The 19,088-nt window shown below is 73.5% G+C and carries 12 protein-coding genes; 5 read left to right on the top strand and 7 right to left on the bottom strand.

From position 1 onward, the window contains the following. Positions 1 to 149 precede the first annotated feature (149 nt). Together HCN08_RS14970 and HCN08_RS14965 are read left to right on the top strand one after the other, a co-directional pair. A complete protein-coding gene (locus HCN08_RS14970) occupies positions 150 to 797 on the top strand; it encodes a class I SAM-dependent methyltransferase (protein ID WP_167983548.1) in 648 nt (215 codons plus the stop codon). Positions 798 to 910: 113 nt separating this feature from the next. Further along, positions 911 to 1,900 (top strand): ABC transporter ATP-binding protein, encoded by a 990-nt coding sequence (locus HCN08_RS14965; RefSeq protein ID WP_407648772.1) that lies wholly within the window; start codon positions 911 to 913, stop codon positions 1,898 to 1,900. Positions 1,901 to 1,906: 6 nt separating this feature from the next. Here HCN08_RS14965 and HCN08_RS14960 read toward each other — a convergent pair whose 3' ends face one another. Both HCN08_RS14960 and HCN08_RS14955 read right to left on the bottom strand, forming a co-directional pair. Next, a complete protein-coding gene (locus HCN08_RS14960) occupies positions 1,907 to 4,741 on the bottom strand; it encodes a hypothetical protein (protein WP_167983547.1) in 2,835 nt (944 codons plus the stop codon). Positions 4,742 to 5,054: 313 nt separating this feature from the next. After that, positions 5,055 to 8,402, bottom strand: a complete 3,348-nt coding sequence (locus HCN08_RS14955; protein WP_322974453.1) for an FtsX-like permease family protein — start codon at positions 8,400 to 8,402, stop codon at positions 5,055 to 5,057. Positions 8,403 to 8,549: 147 nt separating this feature from the next. Here HCN08_RS14955 and HCN08_RS14950 point away from each other — a divergent pair, with 147 nt between their 5' ends. The 3 genes from HCN08_RS14950 to HCN08_RS14940 all read left to right on the top strand — a co-directional run bounded on the left by HCN08_RS14950 (position 8,550) and on the right by HCN08_RS14940 (position 12,005). After that, entirely contained in the window at positions 8,550 to 10,163 is a 1,614-nt protein-coding gene (locus HCN08_RS14950; protein WP_456319010.1) for an MFS transporter, read from the top strand. Positions 10,164 to 10,192: 29 nt separating this feature from the next. Then, on the top strand, positions 10,193 to 10,801 hold the full coding sequence (locus HCN08_RS14945) for a TetR/AcrR family transcriptional regulator (protein ID WP_322974452.1): 609 nt from the start codon (positions 10,193 to 10,195) through the stop codon (positions 10,799 to 10,801). Between the two features lie 274 nt (positions 10,802 to 11,075). Continuing rightward, positions 11,076 to 12,005, top strand: a complete 930-nt coding sequence (locus HCN08_RS14940) for an endonuclease/exonuclease/phosphatase family protein (protein ID WP_407648778.1) — start codon at positions 11,076 to 11,078, stop codon at positions 12,003 to 12,005. 4 nt (positions 12,006 to 12,009) lie between these two features. On the opposite strand, the gene HCN08_RS14935 is transcribed toward HCN08_RS14940, so the two are convergent. The 5 genes from HCN08_RS14935 to HCN08_RS14915 form a co-directional block, all read right to left on the bottom strand. After that, positions 12,010 to 13,764, bottom strand: coding sequence for an NAD+ synthase (locus HCN08_RS14935; RefSeq protein ID WP_167983543.1), 1,755 nt, complete (start codon positions 13,762 to 13,764; stop codon positions 12,010 to 12,012). 118 nt (positions 13,765 to 13,882) lie between these two features. Further along, positions 13,883 to 15,523, bottom strand: a complete 1,641-nt coding sequence (locus HCN08_RS14930; protein WP_167983542.1) for a glycoside hydrolase family 13 protein — start codon at positions 15,521 to 15,523, stop codon at positions 13,883 to 13,885. Between the two features lie 143 nt (positions 15,524 to 15,666). Continuing rightward, positions 15,667 to 16,557, bottom strand: coding sequence for a carbohydrate ABC transporter permease (locus HCN08_RS14925; RefSeq protein ID WP_167983541.1), 891 nt, complete (start codon positions 16,555 to 16,557; stop codon positions 15,667 to 15,669). 15 nt (positions 16,558 to 16,572) lie between these two features. Next, complete coding sequence (locus tag HCN08_RS14920; protein WP_167983540.1) at positions 16,573 to 17,529, bottom strand: carbohydrate ABC transporter permease; 957 nt, start codon at positions 17,527 to 17,529, stop codon at positions 16,573 to 16,575. A 127-nt stretch (positions 17,530 to 17,656) separates the two neighbouring features. Further along, entirely contained in the window at positions 17,657 to 19,066 is a 1,410-nt protein-coding gene (locus HCN08_RS14915) for an ABC transporter substrate-binding protein (RefSeq protein WP_167983539.1), read from the bottom strand. Between the last annotated feature and the right edge of the window lie 22 nt (positions 19,067 to 19,088).

The following is a 19,088-nucleotide window of genomic DNA, read 5'->3' as shown; positions in this document are numbered from 1 at the left end:
GACGACGGCTCCTTCATGTCATCTCGAGGCGCCCTGACGGCGTCCCCGGACCTCTTCCATGCTGACACGCCCCGCGATCCGCGCAAAGGGGGGCCGCCCACCCGGATAACCCGGTGCACCGCCGGCCGGGTGACGCCTACCGTCGCCCCATGGACTGGCACCAGTGGCACGACGCCTACGACGTCGAGAACTCCTCCCTGCAACGCCGGCTGCGGGCCGTCCGGGAACGCGTCGCCGAGGAGCTGGACGCGTGCCCGCCCGGGCCGGTCCGCGTCCTCAGCGTCTGCGGAGGGCAGGGCCGCGACCTGATCGGCGCGCTGACCGGCCACCCGCGGGCCGCGGACACCCGGGTACGGCTCGTGGAGCTCGACGAGCGCAACGCCGAGGACGCCCGGCGGGGCGCCCGGGAGGCGGGGCTGGACGGCTTCGAGGTCGTCGTCGGGGACGCCGCCCTCACCCGGCACTACGCCGACCTCGCGCCCGCCGACCTGGTGCTCATGTGCGGGGTCTTCGGCAACATCCCGGACGACGACATACGCGCCACCGTCCGCCACTGCCGGGCCCTGTGCCGGCAGGGCGCCGGGCTGGTGTGGACCCGGCACCGCAAGGAGCCCGACCTCGTACCGCGGATCTGCGCATGGCTGGCCGAGGCGGGCTTCGAGCAGCGCTGGGTCTCCGCGCCCGGCGAGGGCTTCGGCGTCGGCGTCCACCGCCTCGCGGCGCAGCCGGCGGCGCTGGAGGCGGATGCGCGGATGTTCACCTTCGTCGGCTACGACACCCTGCGCGCCCGGGGCTAGGTCGCAGGCGTACGCGCCGCCGCGCCGGCGCTGTCGTTTGCCGGCTTCGCAACCTCTAGCCTGGCTGTCGGCCGGCCGCGGCCACAACGGACCTCACCTCCACGGGAGATCGCGTGGCAGCTCACCAACAGCCCACCGGGGCGCGGGATCTGGACGAGCTGCGGCGGCGGGCCGCAGAGGCCGCCGCCCCGCAGCGCGAGGACGGGCTCGTCGTGTGCGAGAACCTGGTGCGGATCCACCGGACCGAGGGCGTCGAGGTGCAGGCGCTCCAGGGTCTCGACCTGGCCGTGGCCGAGGGCGAGATGGTCGCCGTGATCGGCGCGTCCGGCTCCGGCAAGTCCACGCTGCTGGGCATACTCTCCGGCCAGGACGTGCCCACCGCGGGGGCCGCCGCCGTCGACGGGCACGACCTGCTGGCGATGAAGGGCCGCGACCGGCTGCGCTACCGGCGCGGCACGGTCGGCTTCATCTGGCAGCAGACCTCCCGCAACCTGCTGCCGTACCTCTCGGCGGCCGAGAACGTGATGCTGCCGATGACGTACACCGGCGTCAAGCGCTCCCGGCGCCGGGAGCGGGCCGAGGAGCTGCTGGACCTGCTGTCCGTCGCCCACTGCCGCGACCGCACGCCCGACACGCTCTCCGGCGGCGAGCAGCAGCGCGTCGCGATCGCCGTCGCCAACGCCAACGAGCCGCGGGTGCTGCTCGCCGACGAGCCCACCGGCGAGCTCGACACCGCCACCAGCGACGAGGTCTTCGCCGCGCTGCGGCGGGCCAACGAGGAGCTGGGGGTGACGGTGCTGGTGGTCACGCACGACCCGCTGGTCTCCGAGCAGGTCCAGCGCACCGTCCTGATCCGCAACGGCCGCACCTCCACCGAGGTGCTGCGCCGGGTCGCCACCGGCGAGGACGGCGTGGAGGTGCTCACCGCCGAGGAGTACGCGGTCCTGGACGGCAGCGGCCGGCTGCAACTGCCGGGCGAGTTCACCGAGCGGCTGCACATGCGCAAGCGGGTGCGGCTGGCCCTGGAGAGCGACCACATCGGCGTATGGCCCGACGAGGCCGCCCGGCAGGCGAGGTCCGCCGCGGAGGCCGGGGAAGCGTAGGGCCTCTCATGCCAGCCGCAGGACGGCGCCCAGCCGGCGCCGGCGGGCGAGTACGGTCTCGGTCGCGGCGGCGGCCAGGACCAGCGCGGTGACCGCGGCGACGAGGGCGAGGATCAGCGGGTAGTCGGTCCGCAGCGCCGGCTCGGCCGGCCCGCCGGTGAACTGCCGCAGGTCCAACGTCCCTGCCAGCAGCCGCGGTTCGAGCAGCCCCAGCAGCGTCCCGCCCACCGCCGACGCCACCGCCGGCGGCAGCAGCTGCAGGAAGTGCAGCGCCCCGCTCTCCCGGCCGCCGAGCCCGAGGGTCCGCAGGAAGGACGTCGTCCGGCCGCGCTCCTGCGCGGTCAGCGCCAGCTCCAGGGCGAGCGCGAGCAGGCCGGACAGCGCGGCCAGGGCGGAAGCGGCGGTGTAGACCGTGCCGAGCCCGCGCGTCAGGCCGTCCGCGCGCAGGGCGCTCAACTCCTCGGCCCGCACCCGCACCCGGGCGAGCGGCCCGAGCGCCCGCACCGCCGTGGAGCGCAAAACCGCAGGCGAAGCGGGTCCGGGCCCCGCGCCCGCCAGGAGCAGCACAGTGGTGTCGGCGGGCTGCGACGGTATGAGCCGGTCCGCGGTCGCGCCGGCGATCAGCACCGGCGTCCCGGCGGGGATCTGCGCGGTGACCGGCCCGAGCAAGGGGTCCTGGAGCAAGGCGGGGGTGAGGGTGCCGACCGGCGCGAAGGCCAGGTTCACCGCGGGGCGCCCCTGCACCCCGACCGAGGCGGTGAACCCGCCGGTCCGCTCGGCCGCCCGCAACTCCGGCGACAACACCGCAGGCAGCGCCCCGCCCGCCCCCGGCGGCGCGCCGAGCTCGGCCGCCAGCTCCCGCGCCAGCGCCGACTTCGGGGCGACCGCCCGCAACTGCGCCGGATCCACGGTGACGACGGCCACCCGGGTCAGCACCGCCCCGTCGGCCCGCCCCACCATGCTGAGGGTCCGCAGATGCTGAACGGCTGTCCGTACGGGGGCGGTCGGGGTTCCGGCGCGGGCGTCCGAGCCGGCTCCGGCACCGGAGGCCGCCGGAGGCGCCGCCACCGGGCCCGTCACCGTCGCGCTCGCGTCCGCGCCTGCCGCCCAGGACGCGCCGGTGGACAGGCCCGCGGTGATCGTCTGCTGGACGAGGCCGCCGAAGACGGCCGTGCCCAGGGTCAGGACCAGGACGAACAGCGCCAGGCCCGTCGCCGGGGCGTCGTGGGCGGCGCGGGCCGCGCCGAGGAAGCCCACGGCGCCACGGCCGCGGCGGGCCCGGCGCAGCAGGAGGCGCAGGACGAGGGGGGACAGGCGCAGCAGGAGCAGGACGACGGCCAGCGCCACCAGCGCCGGCACCGCGCCGAGGATGCCGTCGGGGCCCTGCGCGCGCAGCGCGGCCACGCCCGCCGCCGCCGCGAGCAGCACCGTCAGCTCCAGCACCACCCGCCGCGCCCCGGCGGCCCTGCGGCCGAGGCGCCGCACCCGGCCGCTGCGGCGCGGCTCACGTACCGCGAGCCACGTCATCAGCGGCACCACCGCGGCCACGACCACCGCCGCGGCGACGGCGGGCAGCGGCTGCGGCGACCCGGACGTCCCCGCCGGCGCGAGCGCCCGCCCCAGCGCCCAGCCGGACAGCGCCGCGACCGGCACCACCGTCCACGCCACCGCGCAGCGCACCAGCACCAGCCGGGTCGTGGAGGCCCCGCGCGCCCGCTGGAGGCGCAGGTGGGCCCGGCGGCGCATCAGCAGCAGCCGTACCGCGACGACGACGGTGGCCAGCACGACCGCGGCCAGCGCGTCCACCGCGAACGTCGCGAGCGCCCTGGCCTGCTGGTCCTGCGCGGTGAACGCGCTGAGCAGCGGCGTGAGGGCGTCGACGACGAGCAGGGAGTCCGTGGCCTGGGCGCCGACCCGGCAGATGACGTCGCCGGTGGTCTCGTCCACCCCGTAGCCCTGGCACAGCGCGGCGTTCAGGTCGGCGCCGAAGTGGGACAGCGGCCCGGTCAAATCCCGGGCCTCGTCGAGCGCGGCGCCGGACAGGTCCGGGCGGAACTGCCAGGTCACCAGCGGCCCGCGCACCCCGGCGCGGGAGAGCACGTCGGCGGTGTCGAGGCCGACCAGCCCGCGGACGGACAGCACCGTGCCGGCCGAGCGTTCCTCGGGAGCGCGGAAGGGCTGGTCCAGGCTCTCCCGGCCGGTCCAGAAATCGTCGGCCGCCGCGGGGAGGTAGACGCCGCTCACCAGGAAGGCGGCGTGCGGCGGCTCGTCCAGCAGCCCGGGCGTCGCGGCGAACCCGGCGTCCAGCCGGGAGCCGGCCCGTACGCCCAGGGCCTGCGCGGTGGCCTGCGACAGCGCGATCTGCGGCGGCGCGCCCGGCGGGGTGCGGTCGGCCGGCGGGCGGCCGGCGACGTACCGCAGATGGCCCTGCGCGGCGGGCAGATAGCTCAGCGCGAGCCGTGTGCTGGTGACCGCGGGGTCCGGCGGCCTCGGCGCGCTCAGGGACGCCTGGCTGTAGTCGTAGGTGCCGCCGGCCGGGGCGAGGCGGCGTGCCGCGGGGGCGCCGAGGTGGCCGGTGAGCGCGCGGCCGGCGCCGAGCAGCGCGCCCATGCCGACGGACTCCGGCGCGTTGGAGAAGACCGCGAAGGTGGTGCTCACGCTGATGAGCGGTCCCTGCGCCTGCGCCGCCTGGACGCGCTGCCGCAGCGCCCGGTCCTCCTGCCGGCCGGCGAGCGCGGGCGCCCAGGCGCACAGCGCCGCCAGCACCAGGACCAGCACCGCGAGGCAGGCCAGCAACGGCAGATCGCCCCGGGTCTCCCTGCGTATGAGCCGCCCGGTCATCCCGGCGCCCCCACCTGGGCCTCGCCTCACCCTCCACCCTCCCCACCCCGCCACCACACCGCGCCTTCGCCCGCCCGCGGGCTGCGGACCGTACGCCCCGGCCGACCCGGACGTCCCGCCGGGCCCGTACGCCCCGCGCGGTCGGCGCTTCCGCCCCGGCCCGCAGGTGCTGGCCTGCCCGTATACCCCGCCTCGTCCGTACGCGGGCCCCGGCCCGCAAGTCCCGCCGGGTCCGCACGCCCCGCGCCGACCACGCGCCCGCCCCGGACCGTAGGCCCCGCCTCGCCCCTACCCTCTCCGCCCCCGGCGGCCCTCACCGGTCCTCACCCGCCCGCAGTACCCGCACCAGGTCCACCCGGGACAGCAGGCGGGCCAGGGTCAGGACGACCGCGCTGATGGCCAGGGCCGTCGCGACCGCGGTCAGCGTCACGACGCCCCAGGGGATCACCAGCGGCAGCGGCGGGTAGGGGGCGTGGCCGGTGTCGTCGACGGTGACCAGGGGCAGCACCTCCGAGGCCAGGGCCGTGCCCATCAGCGCGCCCGGCAGCACCGCGAAGAGCGCGAGGCTCAGCTGCTCGGCGGCCAGCAGCGCCGAAAGGCTCCGGGAGCGCACGCCGACCGCCCGCAGCAGGGCGAACTCACGGCGGCGCTGCCGGGCGGAGATCACCGCGTGGACGGTGAAGGCGACGACCGCGAAACCCGGCGCCATGAAGCGCACCAGCTCCAGCACCCGGCGCAGCCCGCTGCGGAAGGGGTCGGCCCGCAGGGACGCCGTGCTGCCGGCCGTGGTGGTGACGCGGCCGAGCGCGGGCTGCGCCTGCGCGGCGGCGGCCGTCCGGGCGCTGTCGGTGCTGTCCAGCCACCAGAAGGCCGGGTCCTTCTGCCCGGCGCCGGCGAGCGTCAGCGCCGAGGCGAGCTGCCGCTGGTCGGCGACCAGGTGGCCCTGCCCGCGGCCGAGGCCCGGGAGCGAGCCGAGCCGGCCGACGACCCGCGCGGTGAGCCGCCTGCCGTCGCCCAGGTCCAGCGTGGTGGTGCCGCCCACGCCCACGTGCGCGTCGTGCAGCGCGGCGGCGTCGGCGCGTACGGGGAGCGGCGCCGGTTTCCCGGCGGGACCGGCCACGAGCCGCACCTGTGCGCCGCTCCGGGTGTCGTAATCGCTTACGGACATGCCGAGGGCGAAGTCCGCGCTCGCCTGGGACGCCTTGAGGCCGGTGCTGACGGTGGCCCGCAGCGCGTCGGGGCCGCCGTGGGCGATCGCGCACACCGCGGGGGTGCCGGGCTGGTAGCCGAGATCGGGCGTGCCCTCGCAGGCCGCGGCGGCGGACCGCGCGCCCTGGTCGGTGCCGTCCGTCCAGGTCAGGGCGGCCGGCGGCGCGGCCCAGGTGTCGGTGGCGGCGCGGGCGCCGATCCGGATCAGCTCCAGCTCCAGCCGCGCGGGCCGCACCCCGGGCTGCGGCAGCAGGTCGACGGCGGTGACCGTCAGCGGATACGCCCGGGGCCGCCCGTCGCCCGCGGGCACGTCGAGCGGGACGGCGACGGTGTGCCGGGCGCCGTCCGCGGCGGGCAGGAACGCCGACACGGTGCTGTCGAGGCCGTACGCGTCCTGCACCGTCAGGGCGAGCTTGGGCGCCGCGCGGCTGCCGTCGCTGCTCAGCCGCTCGTCCAGCAGCAGCGCGGCCGGGCGGCCCGGCACCGGTATCCCGTGGACGGCCGGCGCCGGCGTACGGGGCGCGGGGCCGCCGATCGCGCCGACCAGGGTGCCGCCGGCGCCGCCGGGCAGGTTGACCGCCGACTGCGTCACCGGCGTCACGGCGGTGGCCGCCGGCAGCCCGCGGTAGCCGGCCCCGAGCACCGCGGCGGGGTAGCCGTCGGCGGCGGCCGGCTGGATCCGTACGTCCGCGCCGACGGCGAAGGCGGCCTGCTCGGCGGCCAGGCCGTCCAGGCAGGCCAGCGCGGTGGTGGCGAAGGCGCTCACCGACACCGCCAGGCACATCAGCACCACGGGCCCGGCATTGCGCGCCGCCCGGCGGCCCAGGTGCCAGCCGGCGAGCGCCAGGACCAGGCCCCGGCTGCGGCGGCCGTACGCGTCCAGCAGCAGCGACGTCAGCGGCAGCAGCCGCGGCAGCAGCAGCGCGGCGGCGCCGGCCACCACCGCGGGCACCAGGACCATCACCGGGTCCGCGGCGGCGCCGCCGCTGCCGAATCCGCCCAGCAGCGAGTGGTGCCGGCGCAGCTCCAGCAGCCCCAGCACGGCGACGGCCAGCAGCGCCAGGTCCGCCCCGGCGCGCTGCGCGGCGGCGGCGCGCTCGCCGCGGGCCGGCCGGGACGGGGGCTGCGGCAGCACGGGCAGCAGCACGGCCGCGGCGTGCACCAGCAGGGTCAGGCCCACCGCGGCCCACGCGTCGGTGCCCCGGGTGCCGGGGTGCAGCAGCCCGGCGAGGAAGACCGCGGCGACCGCGGCCGGCAGTCCGGTGAGCGCCCACTCGCCGGCCGCGCCGCGCAGCAGCCGCAGCGTGCCGGCGCCCCTGGCCCGCTGGAGGGCCAGCTCGGCGCGCCGCCGCACCGTCAGCTGGCGGGCGGCCAGCAGCAGGGTGGCGAGCGCCAGGACGGCGAGCATCGCGCTCGGCAGGTACAGCGAGGAGCGGGCCGCCACCATCGGCACGGACAGCGCGTCGATCGCGCCGGGCAGGCCCGAGACGACCGTCATGTCGGCCAGCGACGGCTGCCGGCCGCCGAAGACCGACACCCCGGTCCTGCTGCCGGAGAAGGCCCGCAGCCGGTCACGCAGACCGGGCAGGGCGTCCGCGTCGAGCCGGGCGATGTCGGGCTGCATCGTCCAGTGCGCGGTCAGGTGGCCGTTGAGGGCGGCGCTGCCGTTGAGCGCGGCGGGGGAGACGACCAGCAGGTCCTGGGGTGCGGCGGTGTCCTGCCGGGCCGGGTCGCCGGTCGTCGCGGGCCAGAAGCCGGCGGGGCCGGCCGGCCGGAAGACGCCGGTGATCCGCAGCGTCAGCGGGCGCTGGAAGGCGTCCTGGACCCGGAGCACGGAGCCGGCCCGCAGGCCGAGCAACTGGGCCAGGGCGTCCGGTATCGCGGCCTCGACCGGGGCGGTGGAGCCGGTGCCGACCCGGACGGCGGGCAGCGAGGTGAAGGCGGCGGCCGGGGCGTCGCCCGCGCCGGCCGGCCACGCCCCGGCGACCAACTGGCCGAAGGCGCCCGCGTCTTGCACCGCGACCGGGTGAAGATCCGTCCCGCCGGGGCCTTTCGGCGGGCCCGCGGCCCCGTCGACGCCGGTCACGGAGACCGGTGACGTGCCGACCAGCCCGACGTACGTGTGCTGCGGCACCCCGCCGAACACCCGGTCGCCGGCGGCCCGTACGCCGCGGTCGGCGGCGGCCATCCCGCCGGCCTCGAAGGACGCGCTGACGGTGACCTGCGCATCGGCGCCGGCGGCGAGCCGGCGTACCGCGCCGGCCTGGACCGAGCTGCCGGCCTGGGCCGTGAGCGCGGCGAGCGCCGTCGCGCACAGCAGGACGGTCACCGCGACGGCGGCGAGGACCAGTCCGTGCCGCGTGGCGCGCCGGGCGACACCGGGCAGCCGGCGCCGCGGGCGCGGCGCGTCCGCCTGCCGCCGCGGCGACGGGTCGAGAGCCGGGGCGACCACAGGGACTCCCCCCGGTATCGAACATGTGACGGTGACGACGCGCCCCAGATCTATCAGCCGCCCCCTGCCCGCGCAACAGACCCCGGCAGCCGTCAACACCCCCGGTTTTACCGGGACTTTACGATACGAGACGGCCCCGTATCGTAAATGGCCCCTACTCTTGGCACCATGGCCGACACTGCAACCTTCACGGTCCCGGAGGCGATACACCGCCGCCGCTGGGCGATCCTCGTCGTACTGCTGTTCAGCCTGCTCGTCGTGGTGCTGGACAACTCGATCCTGAACGTGGCGATGAAGACCATCGCCCAGCCCAAGCCGACCGGCCTCGGCGCCAAGCAGAGCCAGCTCGAATGGGCCATCAACTCCTACACCCTGGTCTTCGCCGGCCTGCTGTTCACCGCGGGCCTGCTCGGCGACCGGCTCGGGCGCAAGAAGGTGCTGCTCTTCGGCATGCTCGTCTTCGGCGTCGGATCCGCGCTGTCGGCCTCCGCCGGATCCGCGGGCGAACTGATCGCCTACCGCGGGGTGATGGGCTTCGGCGGGGCGTTCATCATGCCCGCCACGCTCGCGATCATCATGAACGTCTTCCAGCGCGAGGAGCAGCCCAAGGCCATCGGCATCTGGGCCGGCGTCGTCGGGCTCGCCATCGCGATCGGCCCCATCACCGGCGGCCTGCTGCTCCAGCACTTCTGGTGGGGCTCGGTCTTCCTGGTCAACGTGCCGATCGTGATCGCCGGCCTGATCGCGATGTTCGTGCTCGTCCCCGACTCCAAGGACCCCAGGCCCGGCCGCCTGGACCCGGTCGGCGTGCTGCTGTCCATCTCCGGCCTGGTGCTGCTGATCTACGGCATCATCAAGGGCGGCCAGCTCGGCGACTTCACCGACCCCGAGGTGTGGCTCACCGGCCTCGGCGGCCTGGTCATCCTCACCGGCTTCGTCCTGTACGAGCGGCGGATCGACCACCCGGCGCTGGACGTCTCGTACTTCAAGAAGCGGCAGTTCTCCGCCTCCGTCGCCGCCATCGGCCTGGTCTTCTTCGCGCTCATGGGCGTGACCTTCTTCATCGTCTTCTACACCCAGTCCGTACGCGGCTACAGCGCCCTGCAGTCCGGCCTGCTGCTGCTCCCGCTCGCCGCCGCGCAGATGGTCTTCGCGCCGCGCGCCCGGCTGCTGGTGCAGAAGTTCGGCGCCCGCGCGGTGTGCGCGGCCGGCATGACGCTCACCGGGCTCGCCTTCATCGGCTTCCTGCTGATGGACGCCGACACCCCGATCTGGGTCCTGGAGGTGCTGTTCTTCCTCATGGGCACCGCCATGGCGCATGTCATGCCGCCCGCCACCGTGATGATCATGTCGTCGCTGCCGCGGGAGAAGGCCGGCTCCGGATCGGCCGTCAACAACGTCTTCCGGCAGGTCGGCGGCGCGGTCGGGGTCGCGGTGCTGGGCTCGCTGATGTCCACCGTCTACCGCAACGGCATCAAGGACCACCTCGACGCGGTGCCCCCGGCCCGCCGGCACGACGCCGCCGAGTCCATCGAGTCCACGATGGCCGCCGCCCAGCACCTCGGCGCCAAGGGCGGCACTCTGGTGCAGCCCGCCGACGACGCCTTCATCCACGCCATGCACGTCACCGCCACCGCCTCCGGCTGCGTGGCGCTGCTCGGCGCGCTCGTCGTGCTGGTCTTCCTGCCCGGTAAGTCCGCGCCCGCGCCCGCCGCGCCCGGCGGTGAGACCGAGCCGGCGATGGCCGGTGCCGAGCAGTGAACGCACCCGAGGCCCCGGATACCACGGCCGTGCCGCGCGGACGCCCGCGCGACGCGGCCGTCGGCCGCAAGGTCGTCGAGACGGTGCTGCGGCTCATCGCCGACGGCGCCACCTTCGGCGACCTCACCATGGAGGGCATCGCGCGCGCCGCGGGCGTCGGCAAGGCCACCGTCTACCGCCGCTGGAACGGCAAGGACGCGCTGCTGCTCGACGTGCTCGCCGCGGTCGACTGCTTCGAGCCCCCGCCGCGCTTCACCGCCGGCAGCTTCCGCGACCACCTGCTCACCGCGGTCGAGGCGATACGGCGCCGGGGGCTGGCCAAGCGCGAGTCGGCGATGCTGCGCACCATGCTGGGGCAGATGCAGAACAGCCCCGAGCTGTGGAAGGCGTACCACGACACCGTCATCGCCAAGCGGCGCGCGGCGCTCGCCCGGCTGCTGGAACACGGCATGGCCATCGGCGCGGTACGCCCGGAACTGGGCGCCGACATGGAGCTGCTCATCGACTTCGTGACCGGCACGATGCTGTCGCGGACCACCTTCCGGCAGGGCGCGTCGCTGGACGAGGGCATCTCGGAGCGGGTGGTGGACCTCATCCTGAACGGCATCGCGCCGTCAGCCGGGCCGGCGGAGCCATAAGACGGCCTGGGGACCACGAAGTCCGGGTTTCGTCACGAGAGGGGACGAAGCGGAACCCGCGGGGAGGTCGGGGCCGTCGCTTCACATGCCGATCGCCTAAGGTCGGCACAGCACCCGGCAAGGCACAGCGAGGTTCCGAATGACGCAGGCGCACAGCGGCACGGACGCCACGGCGAGCGGCGGGGCGGCGCGGGAGGAAGCCGCGCCCGCGGCAGGCGGCGGAAGGATCGAACGGGCCGCCCGGCGGTTCACGCGGTGGTGGCGGCCGGCCGGGATGTGGCGGCGCGGCATCGTCACCGCCGCGGTGTGCGTGCTGCTCACCGGCGTGCTGTTCTTCCACTCCCACATCCCCAACCGGATCGGCAACCTCGGCAGCCTGACCGAGACGTTCCTGCCGTGGCTGGGCCTGGTCCTGCCGGTGCTCCTCGTCGTCGCGCTGCTGCGCCGCTCCACCACCGCGCTCATCGCGCTGGTGCTGCCGGTGACGGTGTGGCTGAACCTGTTCGGCGGCCAGCTCACCGACAAGTCGCACTCCGGCGGCGACCTGACCGTACTGACCCACAACGTCAACGCCCAGAACGCCGACCCCGACGGCACCGCGCGGGACGTGGCCAAGGCCGGTGCCGACATCGTCGCGCTGGAGGAGCTGGCCGAGAACCAGGCGCCGCGCTACGTCAAGGACCTCGCGGCGAGCTATCCGTACCACTCGGTGCAGGGCACGGTGGGGCTGTGGAGCAAGTACCCGCTCAGCGGGGTGCGTCCGGTGGACATCCGCATGGGGTGGACCCGGGCGATGCGCGCCGCGGTGCGCACACCGGACGGGACGGTCGCCGTGTACGTGGCCCATCTGCCGTCCGTACGCGTCAAGTTCGACGCCGGCTTCACCGCGGGGCAGCGCGACAACGCCGCCGAGGCGCTCGGCCAGGCCATCGTCGCCGAGCCGCTGCACAGCGTGGTGCTGCTCGGCGACCTCAACGGCACCATGAACGACCGGTCGTTGGCGTCGGTGACCTCGCAGATGCGCTCCACGCAGGGCGCCGCCGGCAACGGCATGGGCTTCAGCTGGCCGGCGAACTGGCCGATGGCGCGGATCGACCAGATCATGGTCAAGGGCGCGGAACCGCGCTCCTCGTGGACCCTGCCCCGCACGGGCAGCGACCACCTCCCGGTCGCCGCCCGCCTCCAACTGCCCGCCGGCAGCTAGCCGCTCACTCGCCCTCGCGCCAGCGGTCGGTGATGGGCAGCCGGCGGTCCTTGCCGAAGCCCTTCGCGGAGATCTTCGTGCCCGGCGGATACTGCCGCCGCTTGTACTCCGCGGTGTCGGTCAGCTTCAGGATCCGGGTGACCAACTCCGGGTCGTAGCCCGCCGCGACGATCGCCTCGCGGCCCTGGTCGCGGTCCACGTACAGCTCCAGCACCCGGTCCAGCACGTCGTAGTCCGGCAGCGAGTCGGTGTCGACCTGCCCGGGGCGCAGCTCCGCGCTCGGCGGCTTGCTGATCGAGTTCTCCGGGATCGGCGGCGTCTCGCCCTTGGCCGCCGCCGCGGCGTTGCGCCAGCGCGCGAGCCGGAAGACCGTCGTCTTGTAGACGTCCTTGATCGGCCCGTACGCGCCGACCGAGTCGCCGTACAGCGTCGAATACCCCACCGCCAGCTCGCTCTTGTTGCCCGGCGCGAGCACGATGTGGCCCTCCTGGTTGGAGATCGCCATCAGCGTCACCCCGCGCAGCCGCGACTGCAGGTTCTCCTCCGCGAGCCCGGTGAGCTTCAGCGCGTCCATGTACGCGTCGAACATCGGCGCGATCGGCACGGTGCGGAAGTTCAGCCCCGTGCGGTGCGCGAGGTCGGCCGCGTCGTCCCGGGAGTGCTCGGAGGAGTACGCAGACGGCATCGACACGCCGTAGACGTTCGCGGCGCCGACCGCGTCGCACGCGATGGCCGCCACGAGCGCGGAGTCGATACCGCCGGACAGCCCGATCAGCACCGAGCGGAAGCCGTTCTTCTCCACGTACGCGCGCAGGCCCGTCACCAGCGCGCCGTAGACCTCGGCGTCGTCCTCCAGCGGCTCGGCGATCTCGCCGGTGAACTGCGGCGGGTACGGCTCGACCGGCTCCTGCGACAGCGTGACGTGCTGCACGCGCAGGCCGTCGTCCACGACACCGGACGCCGGCTGCGGCGCGGCGGCCGGCAGGTCCAGGTCCAGCACCACGCACTGCTCGGTGAACTGCGGGGCCCGCGCGATGACATCGCCCTCGGCCGAGCACACGATGGTGTCGCCGTCGAAGACCAGCTCGTCCTGCGCGCCGACCATCGCCAGATACGCGGTCGTGCAGCCCGCCTGGCGGGCCCGCTTGCGCACCAGCTCCAGCCGCGTGTCGTCCTTGTCCCGCTCGTACGGCGAGGCGTTGACCGACAGCAGCAGGCCGGCCCCCGCGGAACGCGCGGCCGGCACCCGGCCGCCCTCCTGCCACAGGTCCTCGCAGATCGCGAGCGCGACGTCCACCCCGCGGACCCGGATGACGGGCATGGTGTCGCCCTGCACGAAGTAGCGGAACTCGTCGAAGACGCCGTAGTTCGGCAGGTGGTGCTTGGCGAAGCGCAGCGCGACCTCGCCGCGGTGCAGCACCGCCGCGCAGTTCTGCGGGGCGCCCGCGGGCTGGCCGAGGGTGGGCCGCGCGTTCTCGCTGCGGCCCAGGTAGCCCACGACGACCGGCAGCTCGCCCAGCCCCTCGGCGGCGAGCCGCTGCGCCAGGTCCGCGAGCGCGGCGCGGCTCGCCTCGACGAAGGACGACCGCAGGGCCAGGTCCTCCACCGGGTAGCCGGTGAGCATCATCTCCGGGAAGGCGACGAGGTGGGCTCCCTGGCCGGCAGCGTGCCGGGTCCACCGGAGGATCGAGTCGGCGTTCCCGGCGATGTCTCCGACGGTCGAGTCGATCTGGTTGAGGGCGAGTCGTAGTTGAGGCACGGCCTCAGTGTAATCGTCACCTCGACGAGATGCGCTGTCTTGAGGGTCACAGGGGCGCGGTTGCGCTGCCGCGCGCGCAGTTCCCCGCGCCCCTGGTGTGGTCCCCCCAGGCGTGGGATCAGCCCCGCAGCCAGGCTGCCGTGTCCGCGGGGAGGCGGCCGGCGGTGAGGGGGGCGCTGGTCAGCAGGATCTGCGTGTGAGGGGGCAGCTCCGCCGGTTCTTCGGCCAGGTTGAGGGTGAAGACGAAGTCCGGGGAGCGGCGGAAGGTCAGGACGCCGGGGGCGGACTCCAGCCAGGCGAACGTGCCGTCGCCCAGACCCGGCTCGGCGCGGCGCAGCCGGAGGGCCGCGCGGTAGAGGGTGAGCATGGAGTCCGGGTCGGCGGCCTGCGCCTCGGCCGTACGGGCGGCCCAGTCCGCCGGCTGCGGAAGCCACGGCTCGGCGGCGGCGCCCGCGGGGCTGAAGCCGAAGGGCGGCGCCTCGCCGCTCCACGGCAGCGGCACCCGGCAGCCGTCCCGCCCGGGGTTGGTGTCGCCCGAGCGCAGGTACATCGGGTCCTGGAGCTTGTCCAGCGGGATGTCCTCGACCTCGGGCAGCCCCAGCTCCTCGCCCTGGTAGAGGTAGACCGAGCCGGGCAGCGCGAGGGTGAGCAGGGCCGCGGCCCGGGCCCGCCGGGTGCCGAGCTCCAGGTCGGTCGGGATGCCGAACGCCTTCGTGGCGAAGTCGAAGCCGGTGTCGGCCCGCCCGTAGCGGGTCACCGTACGCGTCACGTCGTGGTTGCACAGCACCCAGGTGGCCGGCGCGCTGACCGGCGCGTGCGCGGCGAGCGTGACGTCGATCGAGGTGCGCAGCCGGTCGGCCTCCCACGGGCACGCCAGGAAGTCGAAGTTGAACGCGGTGTGCATCTCGTCCGGGCGCAGGTAGCGCGCGAAGCGCTCGGCGTCCGGCAGCCACACCTCGCCGACCAGGATCCGCGCGCCGGGGTAGGAGTCGGCGATGGCGCGCCAGCCGCGGTAGACCTCGTGCAGCTCGTCGCGGTCGATGTACGGGTGCGGGACGCCCGGCTCGTCGGTGAGGTCGGGCAGGGCCGGGTCCTTCATGACCATCGCGGCGGAGTCGATCCGCACCCCGCCGGCGCCGCGGTCGAACCAGAACCGCAGGATGTCCTCGTGCTCGGCCCGCACGTCGGGGTGGTTCCAGTTGAGGTCGGGCTGCTCGGAGTCGAAGAGGTTGAGGAACCAGTCGCCGGGCGTGCCGTCCGGGTCGGTGGTCCTGGTCCAGGCCGGGCCGCCGAACTGCGAGGGCCAGTTGTTGGGCGGCAGCTCGCCGTGCTCGCCGCGGCCGGGGCGGAACCAGAACCGCTCGCGCGCGGGCGAGCCGGGCCCGGCCGCCAGCGCCTCGCGGAACCACGGGTGGGCGGCCGAGATGTGGTTCGGCACGATGTCGATGATGGTCCTGATGCCGAGCGCGAGGGCCTCGGAGATCAGCTTCTCGGCCTCGGCGAGGGTGCCGAAGACCGGCTCGACGTCCCGGTAGTCGGCGACGTCGTAGCCGCCGTCGGCCATCGGCGAGGGATACCACGGGCAGAACCACAGAGCGTTGACGCCCAGCTCGGCCAGGTACGGCAGCCGGGACCGCACGCCGGCGAGATCACCGGTCCCGTCCCCGTTGCTGTCGGCGAAGCTCCGCGGGTAGACCTGGTAGATGACCGCGCCGCGCCACCAGTTCTCGTCGGCCTCGGGCTGAGGGGTGTCTGCCACGTCAACGTCCTTTCGGGCAGGTGGGACCCCGCCGCCGGCCCAGAATGGATGGGGCTTTTGACATTCAGGGGGGCCATGAGGGCCGGCGGCGGAGTGCTGTGGGGTGGAGCGTTACGGCGGGCTGGGCGGCCTCCTGCGGCCGGTCAGCCCTTGAGGCTGCCGGCGGTCAGGCCGGACATGATGTTGCGCTGGAAGAGCAGGAAGATCAGCAGGGTCGGCAGCGCGGAGATGGCGAGCGCGGCGATGAGCACGTTCTCCGGTACGCCCTGGGACAGCGAGTTGATGCCGATGTTGATCGGCTGCTTGGTCGGGTCGGGCTCCACCAGCATCGGCCAGAGGAAGTCCTTCCAGACGTTGACCACCGCGAAGATCGACACGACGCCCAGGATCGGCCGGGACATCGGCAGCACGATGGACAGCAGGGTGCGGGTCGGCCCGGCCCCGTCGATGGCGGCAGCCGCCATCAGGTCGTTGGGGATCGAGTCGAAGAACCGCTTGAGCAGGAAGATGTTGAAGCCGTTCGCGACCGTCGGCAGCCAGATCGCCCACGGGTGGTTGATCAGGTTGACGTGCAGCAGCGGCAGGTCGAGCACGGTCATGTACTGCGGGATGATCAGCACCGCCGACGGGATCATCAGCGTCGCGAGCATCGCGCCGAGCACCACGTTGCCCAGCACCGGCCGCAGCTTGGACAGCGCGTAGGCGGCCGTCACGTCGAAGACCAGCTGGAAGGCCAGCGCGCCGAACGCGTAGTAGAAGGTGTTCCACAGCAGCTTGGCGAGCTTCAGCTGCGTCCAGGCGGTGTGGTAGTTCGACGGCTGCGGGTCGTGCGGGAAGAGCGTCGGCGGATTCTGCACGACCTCGTGCACGGATTTGAAGCCGCTGGTGATCATCCAGTACAGCGGCCCGACGAAGACCAGGGTGAAGACCACGATCACCACGGTCAGCACGGTCCAGTAGATGCGCTTGCCGCGCGGCCTGGCCAGTGCCGCGGACGATATCAGCGTCCGGTTCTGCGGAGTGAACTCTGCCATGACGTGTGATCCGTCCTAGTCGCTGTTCCGGTTGAGCCGTGCGTACAGACCGGAGAACCCGACCAGTACCAGGAGCAGGAAGAGGCCGAGCGCCGCGGCGCCGCCGAAGTTGTTGTAGCGGTAGCCGTACTGGTAGACCATGTAGACGACCGTCATCGTGGAGTTCTCCGGGCCGTTTCCGCCGGCCATCAGGAACACGTTGGTGAATTCCTGCATCGTCGCCACGATCTGCAGCAGCAGCATGAGCGACAGCACCAGCCGGGTCTGCGGGATCGTCACGTGCCAGATCTTGCTCCACAGGCCCGCGCCGTCCAGGTCGGCGGCCTCGTACAGCTCACCGGGGATGTTCTGCAGCGCCGCGAGGTAGATCAGGGTGGCGCTGCCCATGCTCATCCAGGTGGCCGCGATCACCACCGAGATCAGCGCGGTGTGCGAGGAGTCCAGCCATTGCGACGTGGGCAGGTGGAAGAATTTCAGAATGCGGTTGAAGAGGCCGTATTCCGGGTTGTAGAAGTACTTGAAGAGCAGCGCCCCGGCGACCGGCGGGAGCATCACCGGCAGATAGACCAGGACCCGCAGGTAGGCCCGCGCGTGCCGCAGTTCGTTGAGCAGGATCGCGACCAGGAAAGGCACCGCGAATCCGATGACGAGCGCGTAGAGCGTGAACAGCCCGGTGTTCTTCCAGGCCGTCCAGAAATACGGGTCGTGGTAGACCGTCTTGATGTTGTGGAAGCCGACCCAGCTGGTCACCCCGCGCTTGGTCTGCTGGAAGCTCATGATGAACTCGCGGACCATCGGGTACCACGAGAAGAGCCCGAAGCAGATGATCGCGCCGATCAGGAAGCCGTAGGCCTGGAGGTTGTGGGTCAGCTTGCGGCTGAGGCCGCCCCGGCCGCCTGCGGCTTTGGGGCCGGCGGTGCCGCGCCCGGCGTGGCGCCGTGTTGTCTTGTCGGGGACGGTCGTCGCCGCCATGGAAGCTCCTCGGCTGGAAGCGTTGCGTGATGCGCTGTGTGGCGCGGTGCGGTGCGTGCGGCGCGTGCGGTGCGGTGTCGCGCCGCGGGGGGCCGGTCGCCGACCGGCCCCCCGGGGGCTTGCGCTGTTACTGGCTCGCGGCCAGCAGCTGGTTCGCCTGCGTCTCGGCGTCGGAGAGCAGCTTGTCGACGTTGGCGCTCTTGTTGCTGAGCACACCGGACATCACGGTGTCCAGGACGGTGTAGAGCTTCTGCGCGTTCGGCGGCTCACCCTTCACCGGCACCTGCGCGTCCACGTAGGACTTGTAGTTCTCGACCGGCACGGTCGCGTACTGCGTCTTGTCCGCGGTGTCGGTCGCCTTGGACTGGCCGGTGAAGAAGAAGGGCTGAGGCAGGCCGACCGGGATGCCGTCGGCCTTGTTGCGCGCGTAGTTGAACTGGCCCTTCTTCAGGGTCAGGAACTTGAAGTTGATCCAGGCGATGCCGGCCTTGATCTGGTCGGGGGTGTCCGACTTCTTGAAGAAGTAGTCGTTGCCGCCCATCAGCGAGGTCTTGCCGCCGGGGATCGGCGCCATGCCGAGGTCGTCGAAGTTGGCGCCGTACTGCTGGACCATGAGCTGGATGTCGTCGGGAGCCGCGAGGTACATGCCGATCTGGCCGGCGCCCATCGCCTTCTGGCTCTCGCCCCACTCCTTGCCGGCGCTCTGCGGCATGCTGTTGTCGACCCACCGCATGTCGTGGATGGTCTGCAGGATCGACTTGGCCTCGGGGCCGTTGAAGGTCGCCTTGGAGCCGTCGTCGCTGACCACGGTGTTGCCGGCGCCGTAGAGCGCGGAGGTCAGGTGCCAGCCGCCCTGGTTGCCGGCGCCGTACTCGAAGAAGCCGTGGATGCCCTTGCTGCCGAGCTTGTCCTGGATGGTCTTGGCGTCGGCGCGGATCTCGTCCCAGGTCGTCGGCGGCTTGTTCGGGTCGAGGCCGGCCTCCTGGAAGATCTTGCGGTTGTAGATCAGGCCCATCGAGTAGTTGGTGGTCGGCAGGCCGTACAGCCGCCCGTTGTCCTTGAGGATGTCCAGGACGCCCGGGTCGATGTCCTTGAGGTTGGGCACCGTCTTGTCGTTGACGTAGTCGGTGATGTCGGCGGCCTGGCCGGCGTCGAGGACCTGCTGGAGGTCGGTGACGTAGCTGTAGAACGCGTCGGTCTCGGACCCGCCCTGGAGCTGGGCGGTGAACTTGTCCGTCTCCTCGCAGGGGAACGCGTCCTTGCTGTTGATCGTCACGTTCGGGTACGTCTTGTGGAACTCCGCGATGTCGTCCAGCCACTGCTTGCGCTCGGGCTTCTTGGTGGTGGGCGGCATGCAGTCGACGCTGATCGTCACCTTGGTGTTGGGGTCCAAGGGCGTACCGGCGCTGGCGTTGCTGCTGGTCTTGCTGCCGCCGTCGTCCTTCTTGTCGTTGCTGTCGGAGCACGCGGCGCTCGTCAATCCGATGCCTGCGACCAGCGCGAATGCCACCAGTCTGCGGTAGCGGATTCTGCTCATGATCAAACCCTTCCCCTGAACC

Source organism: Actinacidiphila epipremni (assembly GCF_012034175.1).
Taxonomy (GTDB): Bacteria; Actinomycetota; Actinomycetes; order Streptomycetales; family Streptomycetaceae; genus Actinacidiphila; species Actinacidiphila epipremni.
This window is presented reverse-complemented; position numbering and strand designations above follow the sequence as displayed.